The sequence below is a fragment of the Lacibacter luteus genome (assembly GCF_004118265.1).
Lineage (GTDB): Bacteria > Bacteroidota > Bacteroidia > Chitinophagales > Chitinophagaceae > Lacibacter > Lacibacter luteus.
Genome location: NZ_SDHW01000002.1, coordinates 56,981 through 78,911 on the forward strand (window position 1 = coordinate 56,981; position 21,931 = coordinate 78,911).

The 21,931-nt window shown below is 40.5% G+C and carries 15 protein-coding genes; 10 read left to right on the forward strand and 5 right to left on the reverse strand.

From position 1 onward, the window contains the following. Positions 1-7: 7 nt before the first annotated feature. Both ESA94_RS07805 and ESA94_RS07810 read right to left on the reverse strand, forming a co-directional pair. Entirely contained in the window at positions 8-2,977 is a 2,970-nt protein-coding gene (locus tag ESA94_RS07805; protein WP_129130327.1) for a SusC/RagA family TonB-linked outer membrane protein, read from the reverse strand. A 167-nt stretch (positions 2,978-3,144) separates the two neighbouring features. Further along, positions 3,145-3,837, reverse strand: coding sequence for a zinc metallopeptidase (locus tag ESA94_RS07810; protein WP_129130328.1), 693 nt, complete (start codon positions 3,835-3,837; stop codon positions 3,145-3,147). 518 nt (positions 3,838-4,355) lie between these two features. Between ESA94_RS07810 and radA the strand changes: the two genes are divergently transcribed. The 9 genes from radA (at position 4,356) to ESA94_RS07855 (ending at position 14,482) form a co-directional block, all read left to right on the forward strand. Next, the gene (radA, locus tag ESA94_RS07815) at positions 4,356-5,750 is read left to right on the forward strand and encodes a DNA repair protein RadA (RefSeq protein ID WP_129130329.1); all 1,395 of its coding nucleotides are present in this window, start codon (positions 4,356-4,358) and stop codon (positions 5,748-5,750) included. Positions 5,751-5,825: 75 nt separating this feature from the next. Next, entirely contained in the window at positions 5,826-6,521 is a 696-nt protein-coding gene (locus ESA94_RS07820) for a ComF family protein (RefSeq protein WP_129130330.1), read from the forward strand. Positions 6,522-6,586: 65 nt separating this feature from the next. Next, positions 6,587-7,978: a choice-of-anchor Q domain-containing protein gene (locus tag ESA94_RS07825; protein ID WP_240671011.1), complete on the forward strand. Its 1,392-nt coding sequence runs from the start codon at positions 6,587-6,589 to the stop codon at positions 7,976-7,978. Positions 7,979-8,079: 101 nt separating this feature from the next. Next, the gene (locus ESA94_RS07830) at positions 8,080-8,613 is read left to right on the forward strand and encodes a glutathione peroxidase (protein WP_129130331.1); all 534 of its coding nucleotides are present in this window, start codon (positions 8,080-8,082) and stop codon (positions 8,611-8,613) included. 76 nt (positions 8,614-8,689) lie between these two features. Further along, positions 8,690-9,769 carry an acyltransferase family protein gene (locus tag ESA94_RS07835; protein ID WP_129130332.1) on the forward strand — a complete coding sequence of 360 codons (1,080 nt, stop codon included), beginning with the start codon at positions 8,690-8,692 and terminating at the stop codon, positions 9,767-9,769. A 60-nt stretch (positions 9,770-9,829) separates the two neighbouring features. Beyond that, a complete protein-coding gene (locus tag ESA94_RS07840; protein ID WP_129130333.1) occupies positions 9,830-11,005 on the forward strand; it encodes a DNA polymerase III subunit in 1,176 nt (391 codons plus the stop codon). A 429-nt stretch (positions 11,006-11,434) separates the two neighbouring features. Further along, a complete protein-coding gene (locus ESA94_RS07845; RefSeq protein WP_129130334.1) occupies positions 11,435-12,880 on the forward strand; it encodes a PSP1 domain-containing protein in 1,446 nt (481 codons plus the stop codon). Between the two features lie 101 nt (positions 12,881-12,981). Continuing rightward, entirely contained in the window at positions 12,982-13,563 is a 582-nt protein-coding gene (locus tag ESA94_RS07850; RefSeq protein ID WP_129130335.1) for a hypothetical protein, read from the forward strand. Positions 13,564-13,639: 76 nt separating this feature from the next. Beyond that, positions 13,640-14,482: an alpha/beta fold hydrolase gene (locus ESA94_RS07855; RefSeq protein WP_164972674.1), complete on the forward strand. Its 843-nt coding sequence runs from the start codon at positions 13,640-13,642 to the stop codon at positions 14,480-14,482. 80 nt (positions 14,483-14,562) lie between these two features. On the opposite strand, the gene ESA94_RS07860 is transcribed toward ESA94_RS07855, so the two are convergent. Beyond that, positions 14,563-14,946, reverse strand: coding sequence for a hypothetical protein (locus tag ESA94_RS07860; RefSeq protein WP_129130337.1), 384 nt, complete (start codon positions 14,944-14,946; stop codon positions 14,563-14,565). A gap of 15 nt (positions 14,947-14,961) precedes the next feature. Then, positions 14,962-17,898, reverse strand: coding sequence for a glycoside hydrolase family 3 N-terminal domain-containing protein (locus tag ESA94_RS07865; RefSeq protein WP_129130338.1), 2,937 nt, complete (start codon positions 17,896-17,898; stop codon positions 14,962-14,964). Positions 17,899-17,999: 101 nt separating this feature from the next. On the opposite strand from ESA94_RS07865, the gene mutL reads away from it, so the two are divergent. Then, the gene (gene mutL, locus ESA94_RS07870; RefSeq protein ID WP_129130339.1) at positions 18,000-19,841 is read left to right on the forward strand and encodes a DNA mismatch repair endonuclease MutL; all 1,842 of its coding nucleotides are present in this window, start codon (positions 18,000-18,002) and stop codon (positions 19,839-19,841) included. Positions 19,842-19,974: 133 nt separating this feature from the next. On the opposite strand, the gene ESA94_RS07875 is transcribed toward mutL, so the two are convergent. Next, positions 19,975-21,852, reverse strand: a complete 1,878-nt coding sequence (locus ESA94_RS07875) for a PKD domain-containing protein (protein WP_129130340.1) — start codon at positions 21,850-21,852, stop codon at positions 19,975-19,977. Positions 21,853-21,931: the final 79 nt, after the last annotated feature.

Consider the following 21,931-nt stretch of genomic DNA (forward strand, 5'->3'; position numbering starts at 1 on the left):
GGGGTGATTAAAATCCAATGCTTAAGCCGATTGTAGTTTGTATAAGGGCAGGATATTGCGCACCAACCAGCGATGTACCTGTTGTTTCAGGATCAAAACTTTGGAATTTGGTTGCAGTCCACCAGTTTTGTCCTTGCACAAACAAACGGGCAGTACGGATTTTTGCCTTTGCAAGCAATTTGGAGTCGAATGTGTAACCTAAAGTAACATTACGTAAGCGCCAGAAACTTGCATCTTCCAGGAATCTTGTTGTTTGAGATTGGTATGGGTTAGATGGACCTAAAGTGGTGGCACCGCTTGATGGTCGTGGTACGTTTGTAATATCACCTGGTTGTCTCCATTCTTTCAACACCTCAACATGCATGTTGTCATAAAAATATGTTGGATTGGTTAGATTGTTCTTATCGTTATTGTATTGAACCCTGTCTAAAAAGAAATTCAATTGTGCACTAAGATCAAACCCTTTGTAACTCCAGGAACTTGTAATACCGCCAAACCATGGAGCATCTGTTGTTCCAAAATAGTTACGATAACTTGCACTGTAAGCCATGGTTACACTCTTGTCGAATTTGTTTACATATTGCGCATTACCATTGGCTGGGTTTACACCTGCATACTCAACAAGGTATAAGGTGTTAAGAGGTTTACCTTCTTTCAAAATTGTTACCCCTGTAACAACGGAGTCTTGAATAAGATCGATAATTCTGTTTTGATTGTACGTAATGTTACCGGTAATTGTCCAGTTGAAGTCTTTGCTGTTAAACACTTCACCACGTAATGTAATTTCAATACCACGGTTACGTAAACTACCGAAGTTACTTTGAATAGAACCGAAGCCCGAATTTTGCGGATCAATAAAATCGCTTGCAAAAAGATCGGTTGTTTTTCTATCGTACAATTCAACAGTACCACTTAAACGTCTTTTTAAAATAGCGAAATCTACACCAAAATTTATGGTACGGTTTGTTTCCCAACGATAGTTAAGGTTACCTGCGCTGGAAGGAGCCCAACCACTAACACCACCGTATGATACAGCACCAAACTGAGGTGTAACAAAATCTCCTGCGGCTGTATTATTGTTACCGTTGGTTCCAATACTTGCACGTAAACGTAAATCATCAAGGAAGTTTACATCTTTCATGAAATCCTCGTTTGTTACAGACCATGTAATACCGGCTGACCCAAAGTTTGCAAACCGGTTGTTTACACCAAAACGGGAAGAACCATCTCTCCGTCCAACAAGCGTAACATAATACTTCTCATCATAACCGTAGTTAAAAATTCCGAAGTAAGAAAGAATACCGTTTCTTGTTCCAGAACCTGACACTGCCGGAATATAATTTGCATTTGCAGTGCTACCTTGTGTAATACCGGCTTCATTTCTGAATCCGTTAGTAAAACCATAAGCGGTAAAACCGAAACTGCGAGATTGATTCTTTACCACTTCGGTAAACAATCCACCTTCTACTTCATGTTTGCCAAATGTTTCTTTGTAATTTAAAGATGTAGTACCTGTATAACGGAAATTGTAACCTGAAGATCTTCCCAGAGATCCATTTCTTGCCTGTGCACCTGCAGTACGTGGATCGTTAAACGCTGCAGACTCAACATTTGAATAATCAACGCCCCAGTTTGTTCTTGCTGTTAATCCTTTAAGAAAAGGAAAATTATATTCCAGATAAGAGGTAGCAATACCCTTAAGTTGATTGCTGTAGTTATAATCGAGATATAACTCCATTGCGCCATTTGGTTGACCGGAGGTTAAATAGCCGGCTCCACCAAATTGTTGAAAATCGCCAGTAAGAGGATTGTAATCTCTTTCATATGGATTAGACCATCTGATTGCGTTTAATGGCGTGCTTAAGGTTGTATTACCTTCGCCAGTTGCAGTAATTCTGGAAAAGCCAACCTGCATGTTCATTCCAAAACGAAAATTCTTGATTGTATTATCAACATTGATTCTTGCTGTATAACGCTTAAGACCGGTTGTTTTTACAATACCTTCCTGGTCCATATAAGATAAGGATGCAAAGAAGCGGGAATTAGTTGAACCACCCGATGCGCTGATCTGGTGCTGTTGTGTTACACCTGTTCTGAAAAGCGCATCTCTCCAGCTAAAGTTTACTTTACGCAAACTGTCAGCCTGTGCAGTTGTCCATTGGTAAGGATTGCCACGTTGTAATTCGTAATCAATTTTTTCCTTGCTGTTCATCAGAACCAGTCGGTCTTTTGGCAAATTGCTGAAACCAAGTTGTGCGTCATAATTAAGCTGAATTTGACCTGCACGACCTTTTCTTGTTGAAATAACAATTACACCATTTGCACCACGTGAACCATATTGAGCTGTTGCAACCGCATCTTTTAATACTTCTACACGTTCAAAGTCGCCTTGGTTAATTGTTGCAAAATCAGCAGCTGTTATTTCAATACCGTCCATTATGTATAATGGAACGTTACCGCCATTAATGGAACCGTTACCACGAATACGAACTACAGCATTAGCACCCGGCTGACCGCTGTTTGCTGCAACTGAAATACCTGCTGCCTGTCCCTGTAGAGCTTGATCAAACGAACCGAAGGGTTGTTTTCTAACTTCTGCAGGAGCAACATTAGCTGTTGCGCCGGCAAACTTTTTTCTTTGTAGAGTAGTGTACCCGGTTACAACAACTTCTGAAATTGCTTTGGATTCTCCAGCAGTCATTGAAACATTTAAAGTTTCACCGGTAATTGTTACTTCAAGATCATTAAAGCCAATTGAAGAAAAAACCAGTTTTTTTGTAGCTGCAGAAACATTTATAGAAAATTCGCCGGCAGCTGAAGTAACACCGACAGAGCGGCCATTTGCAGTTATGGTTGCTCCGGCAACAGGAGTGCCGTCTCTCCCATCAACAACCTTGCCTTTTACTTCTTTGGTTTGTGCCCAAACCTGACAGAACGACAATAGGAGGACTATTGTCAATGCTAACAGTTTTCTCATTTTTACTTGTTTTGGTTTGATAAATAGGGATGTATAAAAGCTTTCTTCCGATTTTTTTATCAGGTAGTTTTATCCATTTGTTCCCTTGAATACATCATCAATACTCAAAACAAATACGAAGGAAAAAATGCACGGTCAGCATTTTTTATGGGGCAAGAATTTCAAATTTAGTCTCTCCGGCTCAAATAAATTAAAATATATTGAACTAATGTTACGAGCGATGCAATTGCAGCTACTACATAAGTAGTTGCAGCCCACTTTAATGCATCTTTTGCTCCGGGATGTTCCTGGGCTGTTGTAGCATTAGACCGTTCAAGCCAGGCAAGTGCTCTGTTACTGGCGTCAAACTCAACCGGTAGGGTTATGAGTGAAAAGAGCGTTGTAACAGCAAACAGAACAATACCAACCAGCAAAACTGTTGGGTTACCGCCCCCAAAGCCCATAATACCTACGCCAATAGCCAAAATCCACTGCGAAAGTGTTGTGCTTATCTGCACAGCCGGTACAAGGCGGGAACGCATCATAAGCCATTGATAAGCAGTTGCATGCTGTACAGCATGGCCCACCTCATGCGCCGAAACTGCAGCTGAAGCTATCGATCGTCCATTATATACATCGGGACTAAGATTAACTGTTTTATTGGCCGGGTTATAGTGATCGCTTAAAAATCCGTCAACCGACACTACTTTCACATCATAAATACCATTTTCACGCAGCATTTTTTCGGCCACTTCTTTGCCTGTTAAGCCACTCATTAAAGGCTGTTGACCGTGCTGTTTAAACTTCGATTTCAGGCGCATTTGTACCAAAAAACCAATGGCCATAAAAATCAGTGAAACGAAAAGAATTCCAATTGTCATAACTGTTCAATGTTTAAACTAAAGAAGCAACAAATTAGTTTCCAAAAAGTTTTTTTGTCAAAAAATGGCTGTTAAAAAAAAGTCCTAAGTCGTTTTGACAGAGAGAGTTACGTCTAATCATTGCCGTAAGCAAAATAGAAAAATAAATATGTTTAAAAAAAAGTTCCATCTAATTGATTTTCAAATATTTAGAAAGCCAAAAAGCACTCCTTTTAGCGGTGCCGAAGACTACCATATTTTGATAAAACTTATGCACATCGCCCAAAAATAATTTTGTAATGTGGCGGCAATTTGTAATTTAGCAACAGAATTTAATGGGTTAGTAAGTACAAAGGGTTGGAAGAAATTCCAGCCCTTTTACTTTGTATCAACTTTCGCTTTCGAATTGACTTTTGTTGTTGTTGTTGCAACAATTTCATCCACCACACTACATAAATTTCAAAATCATTTTTGCTTAAAAAATAATTCAAGTCAATCGTTTTTTTTGATGCACTTTTATGCGCTTGAGAAATAATGATATGAGTAAATTAAAAACATCTTTTTTTTGTCAGAATTGTGGTTACGAATCAGCGAAATGGTTAGGTAAATGCCCATCGTGTAACGAATGGAACACATTTGTTGAAGAAATTATTACAAAGGATAAAACTAATCCGCAAAAACAAAGCTGGAAAGAACAAACTGCAGCTGGTGAAATGAAAACGATTTCACTGAGCGAAGTAAAAAGCACCGAAGAAAAAAGATTACTTACACAAGATGCAGAATTAAATCGTGTGTTGGGCGGAGGAATTGTACCAGGAAGTATTATATTAATTGCCGGAGAACCCGGCATTGGTAAATCAACTTTGTTTTTACAACTTGGTTTGCATTTAAAAAATACAACTACACTTTATGTAAGCGGCGAAGAAAGCGAACAACAAATAAAAATGCGTGCAGATCGCTTACAGATGACCAATGAAGATTTCTATCTGCTTACCGAAACATCAACCAATACTATTTTCCAAGAAATAAAAAAACTAAAGCCGCAGGTTGTAATTATTGATTCTATTCAAACATTGCAAACACCTTATATAGAAAGTGGCCCTGGGAGTATTTCGCAAATACGTGAAACAGCAGCCGAACTTCAACGCTTTGCAAAAGAAACCAACACACCTGTATTTCTTATTGGGCATATTACCAAAGATGGAAATATTGCAGGACCAAAAATTCTGGAACACATGGTTGATACTGTGCTGCAGTTTGAAGGCGATCGTCATTATGCTTACCGCATTTTACGTACAATGAAGAATCGTTTTGGTTCAACATCTGAATTAGGTATTTATGAAATGAGCGAAACCGGTATGCGGCCCGTGAGCAACCCCAGCGAAATTCTGATTACGCAAAAAGAAGATCAACTGAGTGGTATTGCTATTGCTGCAACGATGGAAGGAATGCGTCCATTATTAATAGAAGTGCAGGCATTGGTAACACAAAGTGTATATGGTACACCACAACGTACAGTAAGTGGTTTTGATCTTCGCCGTTTACAATTATTGCTTGCTGTTTTAGAAAAGCGTGGTGGCTTCCATTTTGGTATGAAGGATGTGTTTTTAAATATTGCAGGCGGGTTGAAGGTAGAAGATCCCTCAATTGATCTCGCAGTATTATGCGCCTTGCTTTCGAGTTACGAAGATGTGCCATTGAACCCACACATTTGTTTTGCTGGAGAAGTTGGGTTGAGCGGAGAAATACGGGCTGTGAACCGAATTGATCAGCGGATTGCAGAAGCAGAAAAGCTCGGCTTTGAAAAAATCATCATCAGCAAATACAATATCGGTCAGCGTAAGGAGAATGAAAAAAAGTTATTACAGAAGTACAATATTGAAGTAATAACAATGAGCAAGGTTGAAGAACTGTATCAATATCTTTTTCAATAAGCCCCAAGCTGCCTGCTTTTTACTTTACGCAAATCCAGTCTTGCAATTGCTGATCCTGTTGTTTATCTTACTATCATGATAAACACCAGTAAACTGTTCAACGATTTTCTGCACCTGCTTTATCCGCATAACTGTGCCGGCTGTGGCAGCGATCTGCTGGAAAACGATCAGGAGATTTGCCTGCGTTGTTATTCCACTCTTCCTGAAACAAATTATGCAGCTTACTCAAACAACCCTATCGAAAAAATATTTTACGGCCGGTTAAATCTTAAATCGGCAACTGCAGGATATTATTTCCATAAACATTCCGTATTGCAACGACTCATTCACCAGCTTAAATACAAAGGCAACAAAGATGTGGGCTTACAGTTAGGCAAATGGTTCGGCATTCAATTACAAAAAAGCAATCGCTTTACCAATATGCAGGCTTTAGTTCCCTTGCCGCTGTTTCCAGATAAAGAAAAACGCAGAGGATACAATCAATCAACTGTTATTTGCGAGGGTATTGCCGAAGTATTGCAACTCCCTGTACTTAGCGATGCGGTTATACGCAAACGTTACACCGACACGCAAACGAAAAAAGGCCGCAGCGACAGATGGACAAATGTTGACAATAGCTTTGCCATCAGCAACAAGGAAGCTCTGGCTCATAAACATGTATTGCTTGTGGATGATGTAATTACTACCGGTGCCACCCTTGAAGCCTGTGGCACTGCTTTAAAAACCGCAGATGGTTTAACATTAAGTATTGCTGCATTAACCTGCGACTAACTGATTTGGAAGTTTAACAATACTACCTTGTTGTGTTTATCCTTTGGTTGCTTATTTTTACAACAGTGAAAAATAACTTCCCTATACTGCTTATTGTACTGCTCATTGTTTTCGGTGCCTGCCGTAAAGAGTCGTTTACTAACAGCAAAGAAGCCCGGTTAACTATTGGTAATGACAGCTTACGTTTTGACACAGTGTTTACATCTGCAGGATCGATTACCGAATATTTCCTGATCAAAAACAACAACAAACAAAAGATCAACATCAGCAATTTGCAGTTAATGGGCGGATCGGCCTCTGCATTTAAAATGAATGTTGATGGCAGCCAGGGAACACAATTCAACAATATTGAACTTGCTGCCAACGACAGCATCTATGTTTTTGTACGGGTGAACATCAACCCTACTGCAGCCAATCAACCTTTTCTTATACGAGACAGTATCAAGTTGGAATGGAATGGTAATACCAGTTTTAAGCAACTGGAAGCATACGGACAAAATGCACACTACATCCGCAGCACTATTCTGCAAGGCAATATTAACTGGACAAACGATAAGCCTTATGTAATACTCGGCGGAATGATCGTTGATACCAATGCTGTACTAACGATTCAAAAAGGAACAAGGATTCATTTAAATGCAGATGCTCCTTTTATAGTTGATGGTACACTTATCATCAACGGAACAAAAGCCGATAGTGTTGTATTTCGCAGCAACAGGCTCGATGATCCCTATCGTGATTACCCCGGCAGCTGGCCCGGCATTTATTTCCGTGGCAGCAGCATTAACAACCAGCTTACCTACACATATATTAAAAATGCTTACCAGGGAATTATTGTTGAACAACCTGCGACAAACAGTAATCCTAAACTTACACTCAACAACTGTGTGCTTGATAACATTTACGACATCGGTTTGTTTGCAGTCAACAGCAGCATTAACGCCAACAATTGTTTAATTACCAACTGCGGTAATAACATTGCTTTGTTATATGGAGGCAGCTACAATTTCAACCATTGCACAGTTGCATCGTTTTCCAATTCGTTTGTACAGCACAAAACACCTGCTTTAATTGCCAGCAATTTTGTTAAACAGAACAATACCATTTATACGGCTGCATTGAATGCTGTTTTTACCAACAGTATTATTTGGGGCGATGAAGGTTTGGTTGATAACGAAGTGGTATTGCAGAAAGAAGGAGTTGCTGCGGCAAACCTTACATTGAACAATGTATTGTTCCGTTCCAAAACAGATCCTGCGAGTGTGCTGTTGAATAACAGCATTAAAAATACAGCACCTGCATTTGATAGTATTGATGTTGCCCACCGTTACTACAGCTTTAAATTAAAAGCCGGATCCCCTGCTGTTAACAAAGGCGTAGCATCCTCATTACTCACCGATTTCGACGGTTTGCCCCGTGTTGGTTTGCCCGACCTTGGTGCCTACGAAAAACAATAGCTTCAAAATGATGAGCGGAAAGCCTTTGCTCGCCATTTCATCTGAACTTTGAACAGAATCGTATTTATTGTGTTTATTCTATTACATTAAAAAGAGAAAAAATGATTCGTTTTATTTTAGCTGCTATCGTATTTGTTTCGTTTGCATTTACGGGCATTCATAAACAACCAACCGTTTACAATTTTAAAGTAGAAGGTATTGATGGCAAAACCATCAACTTTGCCAAGTTTAAAGGCAAGAAAATTTTAATTGTAAACACAGCTTCGAAATGTGGTTACACCAAGCAATACACCGAGCTGGAAGAACTGTATGAAAAGTATAAAGACAAGCTGGTTATCATTGGCTTTCCTGCCAACAATTTTGGCGGACAGGAACCCGGCACTAATGCTGAGATCAAAGAATTCTGTAGCGGCACTTACAATGTAACTTTTCCGATGGCGGCCAAAATAAGTGTAAAGGGTGATGATATGCATCCTTTATATCAATGGCTTACCAGCAAAGCAAAGAATGGTGTGTTGGATGCTGAAGTAAAATGGAACTTCAATAAATTTTTACTGAACGAAAAAGGCGAATTGGTTGCTTACTTCCCAAGTAAAGTAACTCCGCTGAGTGAAGAGATTACGAGTAAATTATAAGTTCAGGTATTTATTATCAGAAAGCAGAAGCATACGCTTCTGCTTTTTTGGTATTTTGCGAAGAAGCAAATCTTCCATGAAGTCAATTTCCGATGCTAATCAGTATAGATTTTATTTTGCTGAAATTGACAGCCTCCGTTTTATTTCTTTTCTTCTTGTTTTTCTAGGACATACTTTCCTTGAAATCGGTTCTTCTTTTGTACAAACAGCCTGGTTTGGTGTTGAATTCTTCTTTTTCTTAAGCGGCTTCCTGCTTACAAGAGTTCTCTGTTTCGAATACGAGGCAAATGGTTTTATCAATAAAAAATACTACTTCATACGTAGGCTTCTTCGTATTTGGCCGTTGTATTTTGTATTCCTGAGTATTCTTCTCTTTCTATATACTCATATTTTCAATATAGATTTTTCATATATCAGGCTGCTTGGAAATATTTTTTTCATTGACAACTTTCTTACAGTTGCAGAATACTCTAACTCTATCCCTTATTGTGGGCATTTATGGACGATTTCTGTAGAAGAGCAATATTACCTTATTTTACCCTTCTTGCTATTGTGGCTTTTTTCAAAATCACAAACCCATGTGAAACTATTTTTCATCATTATCTTCCTACTATTATTTATTGGTAAATTCATTGCCATTGTGTTAAAAGCGAAATTCCAGGTTATACATTTAACTCCGCTTTCGGCCGATAGCTTTCTAACAGGAGTATTACTGGGCTTTTTTTACAAGGCAAGATTTCTTACTTTAAAAAACTACTATTTACTCCTTTTCACAGGGTTTGCATTTTTGTTTATTGTAGTTTTATTGCCAAGCAAAAACATTACAGGCTTTCATCAGCTAATCATCTACCCTTTACAGGCCACAGGATTTGCCCTTATACTAATTAGCATTTTGGGAAATAATGGCTCTGGCTTAAACAAAATTCTTAAGAACAGGATTCTCTCTTTTCTTGGCAAAATTTCATTTGGATTATATATTTTCCACATTCCAGTAGTTGGCTATTTTTTAAAATTCTTTACACATAAGAGTGGTCCAATTCAACTTATTGGATTGCTATTAATGTTTCTTGTTACAGTAGGTATCGCATCTGTTTCTTATTACTTTTTTGAAAAGCGATTTCTTTCTTTCAAGAAAAACTTTCAGTTTGTTCGTTAAAGCTAAAGACACCTTTTTGGGTATTTCTTTTTTCATTTCGTCAAATCTTATCTTCGCCGCATGCAATTCTCCCACATCATTGGACAGGAACCCGTGATTCAGCAATTGAAAGAAATGGTTGATAACAACCGTCTCAGTCATGCCCTGCTGTTCATTGGTAAAGAAGGAAGCGGTGGTTTACCGTTGGCCCTCGCCTTTAGTTCGTATGTGGTGAGCCAGAGCGAAAAAAACAAACCTGTTGCAACAACAGCCGGTTTGTTTGGCGATGAACCCGTGGCAGCGGCAACCAGTCATGGTGCAGAACTGGCCGAACAATATATACATCCGGACATTCATTATAGTTACCCGGTTATTCCACGCAAAAGTGGTGATAAACCCATCAGTACCGATTATATAACCGAGTGGCGTGAGTTCATCAAACAATATCCATACGGCAATGTATATGATTGGTTGCAGTTTATAGGTGCAGAAAATAAACAGGGAAATATTACAGCGGCCGAATGTGCCGACATTATCCGCAAACTGAACCTCAAAAGTTTCGAGAGCGAGTACAAAATCCTTGTTCTCTGGATGCCCGAATATCTCGGCAACGAAGGCAACAAATTGCTGAAGCTGATTGAAGAACCCCCACCAAACACTTTGTTTATTTTAGTTGCCGAAAACGAAAGCCTGGTATTGCCCACCATTCTCAGCCGTTGCCAAACGGTACGCATACCGCCTATTGAAATAAGCGATGTTGCTGTTGCCTTGCAGCAACGCAGTAAGCTAAGTGAAACACAGTCCATGCAGCTTGCGGCAGTGAGCGAAGGCAATTATCGTGAAGCACTGCAATTAATACAGCATGCCGAGGAAGATTGGCAATCGTTGCTGCGTGAATGGCTGAACGCCATTTTAAAAACCGGACCGATTGCACAGGTTAAATGGGTTGACACGATCAGTGCACTGGGGCGTGAAAAGCAAAAGCAGTTTCTCCGCTATTTCACCCATCTGCTGGAACAGAGTATCCGTTTGCGCACAATGGGCGAAGAACATTTGCCGCTTACAGGCCCCGAAAAAGATTTTGCCCTGCGGCTTAACAAGCTTTGCGATATCAGCCAGCAGCAGGCCATTACCCAACAGCTCGACGAGGCAGCATATCACATTGAGCGGAACGCCAATGCCAAAATGCTGTTTATGGCGCATACCATTAAATTGTATCACATTGTTGCCAACAAATCGGTGATTGAAGTGGGCTAATCCAACCTATTAGGTCTGGTCGTTTTTTGCCGGTGAGCCCCCATTAGGGTAACCTGGCGAAACCACAACCGTTAGCTTTGCATATTATTCCCTATTTTTGATGGAATTGACCTGTGGTAAAGGATTTGAGCGAATGAACAGGTTGAGAGAGAAAGAAAGATTTTGTGCGTAGGCTTCTGAATTGCTGATCGTTTTTTGTTGTGTCGTATGCAGATGTATTGGATCTGCAATCCGATAGTTTTCATCGGAACTCATTTACTGCATTGCCCGTTTTGGCAACGCATTTCAACATATCTACCGAAAATTGTGCTTTGCCGGCTGCATAGCGAACAAAGCGTACAAGTGAGTGACACAACCAAAGCCAGGCGATATTCTTCAGCTTGCCCCATCATCTTCTTCTTTATTATTAACATTTAATACCTCATTATAATGAGTTGTTCAAGTTGTAGTACGGGTAAACCGGGAGGTTGCAAGAGCAATGGCGGCTGCAGCACGGGTGGTTGTAACCGCCTGAATGTGCACGACTGGCTGGCAAACCTGCCTTTTAGTGACCCCGACAGCGATTGCCGTATTGTAGAAGTAACTTTTAATAACGGAAGCCGCAAAGAATTTTACCGCAACAATACGTTACAGCCTTTTATTAAAGGCGACATGGTTACAGTAGAAGGCATAAGTGGTTTTGATGTGGGCATGGTGAACCTGAGCGGCGAGCTGGTGCGTTTGCAGATGAAGAAAAAGGGTGTGAAGGAAGATAACCCCGAGATCAAAAAGATTATGCGCAAGGCCAACGATATGGACCTGCAGAAATGGAAAGAAAGCAAGGAACGTGAAAAGCCGTCGCTTGTTCGTGCCAGAGCGATTATTATTCAGCTAAAACTGGATATGAAGTTGATCGAGGTGGAATTCCAGGCCGATGGACGAAAAGCTACATTCTATTATACTGCTGAAGACCGTGTTGATTTCCGTGAACTGATCAAGATCTACGCCGGTGAGTTTAAGATAAAAGTGGAGATGAAACAGATCGGTATTCGCCAGGAAGCTGCGAAGATCGGCGGTATTGGCAGCTGCGGCCGTGAGCTTTGCTGCAGCAGCTGGCTCAGCGATTTTAAGAGTGTTACCACTACCATTGCCCGTTACCAAAACCTTACGATCAATCAAACAAAACTCAGCGGACAATGCGGTCGTTTGAAATGTTGTTTGAATTATGAGCTGGATACTTACCTCGATGCGTTGCAACAGTTTCCTAACAATGCCGATACATTGGAACTTACACGTGGCACTGCCCAACTGATTAAGAAAGATATTTTCAAAAACCTGATGTGGTATATTTTACCCGACAGTAACAAACAATATCCTGTTCCCATTGATCGAGTAAAAGAGATCCGTGGCATGAATGCAAGAGGTCAGCGCCCCGATGAATTAGGTGCAATAGAACTTTCGCCTGCAAAAGCAGAAGAGAAAGAACATGCACATGTAGAATTAGTTGGCCAGATAAGTTTGCGTGCTTTGGAACGTAACAGTAAGAAGCGTAAAGACAAAGAGCGTTCGCAACAACAGCAGCAACGTTCGGGTGGGCAAGGTCAGCAACAGCAAAAACAAGGCGGAGGCAATCAGCAACAACGCCCACCGCAACAAAACAGGCCACAGCAGCAACAGCGTCCGGGTGGTCAACAACAACAACAGCCGAAGCAAGGCGGAGGCAATCAGCAGCAACGTCCACCACAACAAAACAGACCGCAGCAACAACAGCGACCAGGAGGACAACCACAACAACCGAAACAAGGTGGTGGCAATCAGCAACAACGTCCACCACAGCAAAACAGACCGCAGATCGAAAAGAAAAAAGATCAGCCGCCTCAAAATGATAATGCGTAAGCAAACAAACCCCGACGAAAGTTGGGGTTTTTCTTTTGCAACAGTTCTCATTTCGTTAACAACGGCGAAAAATGTTCATCAATAAATTAGTGTAAAAAACTATGAAACATTTTTTACACCTTTTTTTTCTGCTTCCTGTTTTTTCCTTTGCACAAAACGACAGCTTGATCGAATACAGCAGGCTTGTAAAAATGACCATGCGGCCTGATGCGTTTGTGAAGCTGCATTACGATACAATTGGCTCAACTGAAGATGTGCATATAGGATTGATTACTGCCACTTCATTAAAAGATGGTTCTGCTGAACGATCTGTTTGTTTTGTAAGCCGGGGCATTTTGTCAACCTTCATTTCATTCAATGAAAGGAATATTCAGATATCAATTGAAGACCTTTCTTCATTTATCAATGCATTGGTTCAATTAAATGCTGAAACGGATATAAAAAATTCAAGAGAATTTGAAATATACCGTTACGTCTCTTCCAATTTCACTGTGTTGGAAATGCAAAACCGTCATTTCAATACGAAGCGATGGGATCTTACACTTTATACTCGTTACCGGGATATAAATGCAGCTGTGCCGGGAATGTCCATATCATTTTCTCAAAAGAGTCTTGGTAGTTTGCTGAGCGTACTTCAACAATTAAAAAAAGATCTTGGCGATGACTTATATAAAAAACTATAACAGATTTTAATGTGCTCAATCACTTTAAACTGTCTGCTGATTTTTTTCATAACTTACTTAAACTATGCCTCGCTGGATGAAACGCTCCTTTATGATCCTCGGAATTATTTTACTGCTCTGGCTGATCATGGCGCAAAGCTGTATGAAAATGCGCATGAGCGATAGCAAGGCTAAAGAGAAATTCAACAACTCCGGTGTTGCATTATTCACTGCAACAAAAAAGATCAATGGTTTTCCGTTGCATTATGCACAAACAGGCAATGACAGTTTACCTACTTTGTTATTTGTGCATGGCACACCCGGCAGTTGGGATGCGTTTGCATCTTATCTGCGCAACAAAGAGTTGTTACAACACTATAGAATTATCTCCATTGATCGTCCCGGTTTTGGTTACAGCGATTTTGGGAATGCCATGAATCTTACTGAACAAACAAACATCATCAGTGCATGGATGGATTCGGTGTACAACAACAACCCGTTTGTACTGATCGGTCACAGCATGGGCGGACCATTAATAATTAAACTGGCAGCAGCACGACCACAATACACAAAAGCATTAGTAATACTTGCAGGATCACAAGACCCTGCAGCCGAAAAGCCGGAGAAATGGCGACCGATATTATTTAAAACCCCGTTGAATTATTTAGTACCTGGCGCCATGCGGCCAAGTAATGAAGAGTTGTGGTATTTGAAAACTGATTTGAAACAGATGCAGCCCGATTATGAAAAGATTACTTGCCCTGTTTATATTTTACATGGCACAAAAGATATACTGGTTCCTTACAGCAATGTTGCTTACACGCAGAAAATGCTGACGAAAACAGATTCTGTTTTTGTAACTACGTTCGAAAAAGAAAATCATTTCATTGTGTGGACGAGGGAGAAAGAGATTGTCGAGCTGTTGATGAGGTTGAAGTGAGTTTCGGAGTTCGTCATGTCGACGTAGGAGACATCCCTGAATCATTTTACTATATGGAGGAGAGGGATGGTGTTAACTACCTAACCCTTCAAAGATTCTGTTTTAAACAAGTTGTAACGAGCAAATAAAATCACAATAGCAGTCCACAACACGTAACCTATTGAAAGATATAGCCAATATTGTTTGAATTTATATTCTTTACGTTTATCTAATATTATAGCTGCAATGATGTTATGTAAAAAGATAAAAAAAGGAAATACAACAAGTATAATCTTATACTTTAAATCTAAACCTGTTTCCTTATCAGGCTTATACAGAGAGTCGTGTGTGCTGATTAGCTGACTTATTTCATCAACAGATATTTCTCTTTTATCAAATTCTGCGTTCGCCTCATTTCTGATAACTCTATCTAAGGAGTTGTTTTGAATTATTTCAAATAATTGGTAATTGGAAAGCTTAGACATGTCCATATTGCTAATTTATTTGCCCAGCAATATTTTATACAACGCATCCTGCACCTTTCCTCTTACGTTCAATGTTAGCAGTTTTGTATTGGTGCCACCTTCAGGATGTACACGATTGCTCAGGAAAATATATACGATCTTATTCTCCGGATCGGCCCACACACCGGTACCTGTATAACCTGTATGACCGAATGTTGAAGGCGAAACCAATAAAGAAGGATAAGGTTCTTTTCGTGTGGCATTGTCCTTCTCCGGTTTATCAAAACCTAAACCCCGGCGACTGTTTTCACTACCATAAGCAATGAATTTCTGTACTGTTTCCGGTTTAAAAAAAGTTTGCTGACCAATTGTACCACCATTGCTCACCATCTGCATAATTACAGCCAGCTCATAAGCCGTGCTGAACAAGCCCGCATGTCCAGCAATACCGCCAAACATAGCCGCACCGGGATCATGTACATCGCCTCTTAATAATTGACGACGAAACTGCACTTCACGTTCTGTGGGTACAATACGATTCACAGGCATCCGCTGTAAAGGCAAAAATCCCGACGACTCTAAATGCAATGGTTCGTAAAATGTTTTGCGTACGTATTCATCGAGTGTCATTCCTGAAAGTTGCTCAACGATCTTTCCTAAGAAAATAAAATCGTTATCACTGTACACATATTTTCCATTGGGTCCCATTTCACTTTGCAGAATACGTTGATACATTGTATCACGCCAATCGTTGCGCATGTAAAATGTATCAGCAACTCGAATATTATATTCTTCACTTGGCCCATTAGCATATAAATTGGCGTAAGGGATACCTGTAACTGTATCCATCGTTTCTCTGAAAAAAGGTATCCACGATTTTAAACCTGCCTGGTGTAACAGGATATCTTCGATCAACAGATTTTCTTTCGTTGAGCCGATGACCCAGGGAAGATAATCGCCCAATCGTTTTTTAAGATCGATCTTTCCTTCTTCGTATAACTTCATCACTGAAATAGTAGTGGCGCAGATCTTTGTAACAGATGCCATATCAAAAACTGATTCAAGCGTCATTGGTTCTGCTTGTTCATAGGTATAAGAACCATATGCTTTTTCGAACATGATGCTTCCATCTTTCACCGCCATGATCACGCAACCGGGGAATGCTTTTTTCTGAATCGCATCTGCAACAATTGAATCCACCGTTACAAACTTCGATTGATCCAATAAATTCCGTTGCAGATCACCGATGGCAGGCATCATGTATTCAAGCCCCGTTCCGTATTTGATATTATCGCAAACAGTAACCGGCAGTTTTCCGGTTGGTCGTTGCTTACCGATCAACACATCAAATGCAGCAGCCTGTGTGTAAACATCATCTTCGTAACAAACAATGCTTGTCTTCACATTGCAGAAATTTTTCATGGCATATGGATTGCCAAACAGGAGCAATGCAGATTGCGGCAATTCTGCTAACTGTTTTGCCAATTGCAAAGCAGAATTACTGATGCCGAAATTATTTTGTGGCCTGCGGCTATATCCATGCATGCCCACTACCACATGACTGTAATTCTGTTTGATCAATTCAACCAATGATAAAATTCGTCCTGCATCACTTTTATAAGAGAAGAAAAAGATATCTGCTTTTAATTCATCCTTCATCCTTTGTGTGATCAGATTCGATCCTGTTGTGCCAATAGCTATATAAGCGATCTTCTTTTCTGTATTGGTTGCTTTTCCCATAAAGGATAAAGCTGCAGACGATAGCGGCAAGAGTTTTTGTTCATTGCTCACCAATGTAATCGAACGTTGAGCAACTAATTGACGGAAAGCATCGGTGCTTCGGTTAAGATCTTCTACAAGATTGTTTGTATCAATTGGCTGCAGATCACCCAGTCCGTATAAATATTTTGCCATCAATACACGATGCACACGATTGTTGAGATCATCCCAACTCAGCTTTTTCTTTTTGATCGCTGCTTTTATTTTTTTGATGGCAGCAGGAATATCAGAAGGCAAACACAAGAGATCGTTACCTGCAATGAGTGATTGTACACTGGCCGCACCATCAGGGTAAAACTTTTTTACGCCCTGCATTTCCAATGCATCGGTAAACGTAATGCCTTTGTAACCGAGTTCTTCACGCAATAACTTTGTTACATTATTATACGATAAAGAAGTGGCTTGATTTTTTGTGTTGTCGATTGCAGGTATATACAAGTGACCGATCATGACGCTGCCCACCCCATTTTCAAACAACTCACGGAAAGGATACAACTCTAATGAATCAAGTTGTGGTTTTGTTTTGTTGATGATTGGCAAATCATAATGACTGTCTGTTTCTGTATCACCATGACCGGGAAAATGTTTGGCGCAAGCCATTACACCCATATCCTGCATGCCTTTCATTACCTGTGTACCGAACAACGCCACTTTGTAACGGTCCTCACCAAAAGAACGATCATTGATCACTGGATTGTTGGGATTATTGTTTACATCAACAACAGGGGCAAAGTTTACCTGTATGCCCATTCGTTTGCATTGCTCGCCTAATATTTTTCCATAGTTGTAGGCAGTAGCAGCATCTTGCACTGCACCCAACATTAATTGCCGGGGCAGTGACACCACACTATCCAAACGCATACCCAAGCCCCATTCACCATCGATGGTGATCATCAACGGTGTTTTTGCAATGCTTTGATAAAAGTTGGTGAGATTGGCCTGGCGAACAGGACCACCCTGGAAAAAACAAAGTCCGCCTACATTGTACTTTGTAATAAGATCGGTCACCTGTTTTACATGCGCCGGCCCAAGATTACTGTGTGCACGGATGATCATTAATTGGGCAATACGCTGATCGTTGTTCAAGGTTTGCATCACACTATCGGCCCAACGTTTTGCTTTCTCTTCTTTTGTTTGCGCTACTGAGGTTAGGCATGCAACTGCAAACAACACTGCTACGGTAAGTTTTTTCATGTACGTTTTCTGCTTTTTCGATCCGCTTAAAGGTAACGAATTATCCTTCGACGGTTGGCTGAAGTACTGTAAATTTGCCGTTTCAAAACAGAGGAGTGTAAGTGCCGGATATCATTCAATTATTACCCGATCATATTGCCAACCAGATAGCTGCTGGTGAAGTAATTCAACGTCCTGCGAGTGCAGTAAAGGAATTATTGGAGAATGCAGTGGATGCTGGCGCAACAGAAATTCAACTCATCATTAACGATGCTGGTAAACAACTGTTGCAGGTGATTGATAACGGTGGCGGCATGAGCGAAACAGATGCACGCATGGCATTTGAACGTCATGCCACTTCCAAGATCAAAGAAATTGATGATCTCTTCCGCATCAAGACCATGGGTTTTCGTGGTGAAGCATTGGCATCTATTGCTGCCGTTGCACAGGTGGAAGTAAAAACAAAACGTGCAGAAGATTCGACAGGAACTTATATTGAAATTGAAAACAGCGTTGTAAAACGACAGGAGCCGGTTGCTGCTGCCAATGGAACCAGCATTGCCATGAAGAATTTATTCTTCAACGTTCCTGCACGAAGAAACTTTTTAAAAAGCAATGCAGCCGAAATGCGACACATCGTTGATGAGTTCATACGTGTGAGCATGGCTTATCCTGATATTTTCTTTTCGCTTACTGCAAACGGTCAGCAAATGTTTCACCTCGACAGGGGAACATTGAAACAACGCATTGTACAATTGCTCGGCAACCAGTACAATGCAAAATTAGTTTCGGTTGAAGAGCAAACCGACTATATGAATATCTATGGCTTTATCGGCAAACCCGAAACAGCCAAGAAGACGAGAGGCGATCAGTATTTTTTTGTGAACCACCGTTTCATTAAAAGTGCTTATCTCAATCATGCTGTTGCAGGTGCTTTTCAGGAAATGATCGCAACCGATAGTTTTCCAACTTATGTGCTGTTCATTGATCTTGATCCTGCACAGGTGGACATTAATGTGCATCCAACCAAGCAGGAAATAAAATTTGAAGATGAAAAGATCGTGTATGCATTTGTGCAATCGGCCGTAAAGCATGCGTTGGCACAGTTCAGCATTACACCTACATTGGATTTTGATCTTGACCCAACTATTCAGCAACTCGATGCGGTAAGCAAGCCTTTTACAAGCGAACAGAAATCACAGGCTTCTTCTTCATCACTGTACAATACATTCACACAAAAACATGCCGCACATAAAATTGATCCGCAGCAGAAAAGTGAATTGAAACATTGGCGGGAGTTTTATGAACCGGCAAACAAGTCCTCAGTCGACAGTCCACAGACCACAGTAGGATCAGCAGATTTTTCGTTGCTGGGCAGTGCGCCAAAATTGGTATTAGCTGACCAGGATTTTACACAGCTTCATCAAACCTATATTGTAGCTGCAACAGCAAAAGGCATGATGATCATTCATCAACAAAATGCACATGAGCGTGTGTTGTATGAACGCTACCTGGCAGCAGCTGATGGTAAACCCATTGCCACACAAAGCAGTTTGTTTCCATCAACATTGCACTTATCAACTGCAGATGCCGTTTTATTAAGTGATTTAAGTGACGAGCTAAAACAACTCGGTTATTTAATTGAACCTTTTGGAAAAGATACATTTGTTATTCAAGGTACGCCGGCTGATTTTGAGCAGGGCAATGAAGTAACCGCCATTGAATTATTACTGGAGCAATTTAAGCATTACACCAGTGATCTGAAGTTTTCAAAGCGTGAAAAGCTGATCCGTTCGCTGGCAAAACAACATAGCATCAAAGCCGGTCGCACTCTTACACAAAAAGAAATGAAACAGTTGGTGGAAGATCTGTTTAACTGTGCACAACCCAACGCAACATCAAACGGTTTTCCTGTTTACATGGAAATTAAGAAAGATGAATTGGAGAAGATGTTTGGGCGATAAAATACCCTGAGCGAAGTCGAAGGGTGTTTTGTTTTGTATCGACCGGTAGTCGAGATACAAAACATAAATATCTTTACAACAAAGAGCAAGTTGTTAAACAACTTGCTCTTTGTTGTAATATTCCAAAGTTTCTCTAATTCACTTTCTGAAACTTCGCACTGCAAACCCTGTCACCAACTTTTACATCGAGTGTATAGTAACCGGTTGGTAACGTACTCACAGGAATGGTGAAAGTATTTACACCGGGCACAGCATTCAAATAAAAGACTGCTTTGCGCATACCCGTCATATCAATAATCGAAGCAACTACAGGTTTCGCAACTTCCACCTGTACTTTAAACTGAATGTTTGTTGTTGCAGGATTTGGTGTAATCTGTAAATGACATTCGATCGGTACGTACGTGATGTGCACATAATCACAATATTCCTTTACGCATCCGTTAGCAGTTGTTGCACGCAAACAGATCTTGTAATAACCTGTGTCCTGGAAAATATAGGTTGGGTCATTCGCATTGATCTTAATAGGTGTGGTTGAGTTTCTGCTCCAGATGGTCCAGCTTTGCGAAGTGATTTGCTGATTGCTTACAGCTGTAAATTTCACCGCATTATTATTTGGCGGATTTGCCCGCTGCATTTCAAATTTTACTGCGGTCTGATCGCAATTCAATGAGCCGATCACCACTTCTTTGCAAGTAGTGGATGCACAGTTGTCGGAACGATAAATGGTTAAGCAAACTCTGTAAGTACCCGGACGTTCGTATTTATGTGTTGCTGTTGCACCTAGTGCACCAGTACCATCACCAAATGTCCAAACATATTTAATCGTTGTATTGTTTGTTTCTGCTTTAAAGTATACTGTGTTTGGTGCTGAGCTTACACGTTCCATTGTAAACCTGCTAAGTGCTTCACAATTTTCAACCGGTGGAATTGTTACTTCTTTACAAATCTCTTTCACACAACCTGCATAATATTCAATACGTAAACAAACTTTGTATGTACCTGCCTGCTGGTAAACATGCAGTGGACTATATTCTGTACTGTATGTACCATCGCCAAAACTCCATTTAACACTCAACGGTGCAATTGTGAGCGGCGAAGGAGTTGGCATGAATTTTACTCCACGCATCGGATGTGCATTATCTATCACCCATGTAAAGCCCGCATCAAAATTGCAATCACGAACAACCACTTCTTTACAATACTCCCGCACACAAGTGTTACTGACCATTGCAACCAGACAAACTTTATAAACTCCTGCTTTTGCATAGACATGAACAGGATTAGCATCGGTACTTGAACTACCATCACCAAAGCTCCATTTGTATTGTGTATTTGCTGATGTTGCAGTTGTTTTATTACTGAACTTAACAGTAAGCGGATGAGCAGGATCAACAGCCCATATAAAAGAAGGTTGAACAGCACATGGCGGACTAACCGTAACAATGCTGCAATAGGTTTTTGTGCATGCAGTTGCGCCGGTATTGAGATAACTCACCGTTAAACAAACATTGTACTGACCGGGTGCAGCATATACATGATCGGGGTTCTTTTCTGTTGAACCTGTTCCATCACCAAAATTCCATTTATACGAAACAGCAGTTCCGACTGTATTTGGTAATGAATGGTTGATGAAAAAGAATTTGGCAGGGTTGACGGAATCTTTTCTCCATTCAAATTTTGGCTGCACCAATTCGCAGAGCGTGGTAGCTATACTGAATTCTTTCACTGCAGAATCGTAACACTTCAGTAATGTGTCTTTGATATAATGGACCACACGGTAGTTACCGGCTGCTACATACGTATGAGTGGGATTGGCTCCATCGCCGGTATGGCCATCGCCAAATTTCCAAGAATGAACCAGTGGTGAATTGGTTGTAGTGGCTGAATAAAATTTAACGCTGTTGCCACTGATCGTGAGTTGAAATGCAGCTTTGCCTTTGCACGGATTATCCTGGGCCATGGATGTAAATGCAAATAACAGGGCAAGAAAAGAGTAGAATACTTTTTTCATAACAGATGATTTGGTACCCGCTTAAGAAAGAAAACGGCGGATATGGGTGAACAATCGTACTGCTGTGACGGAGTTGTCC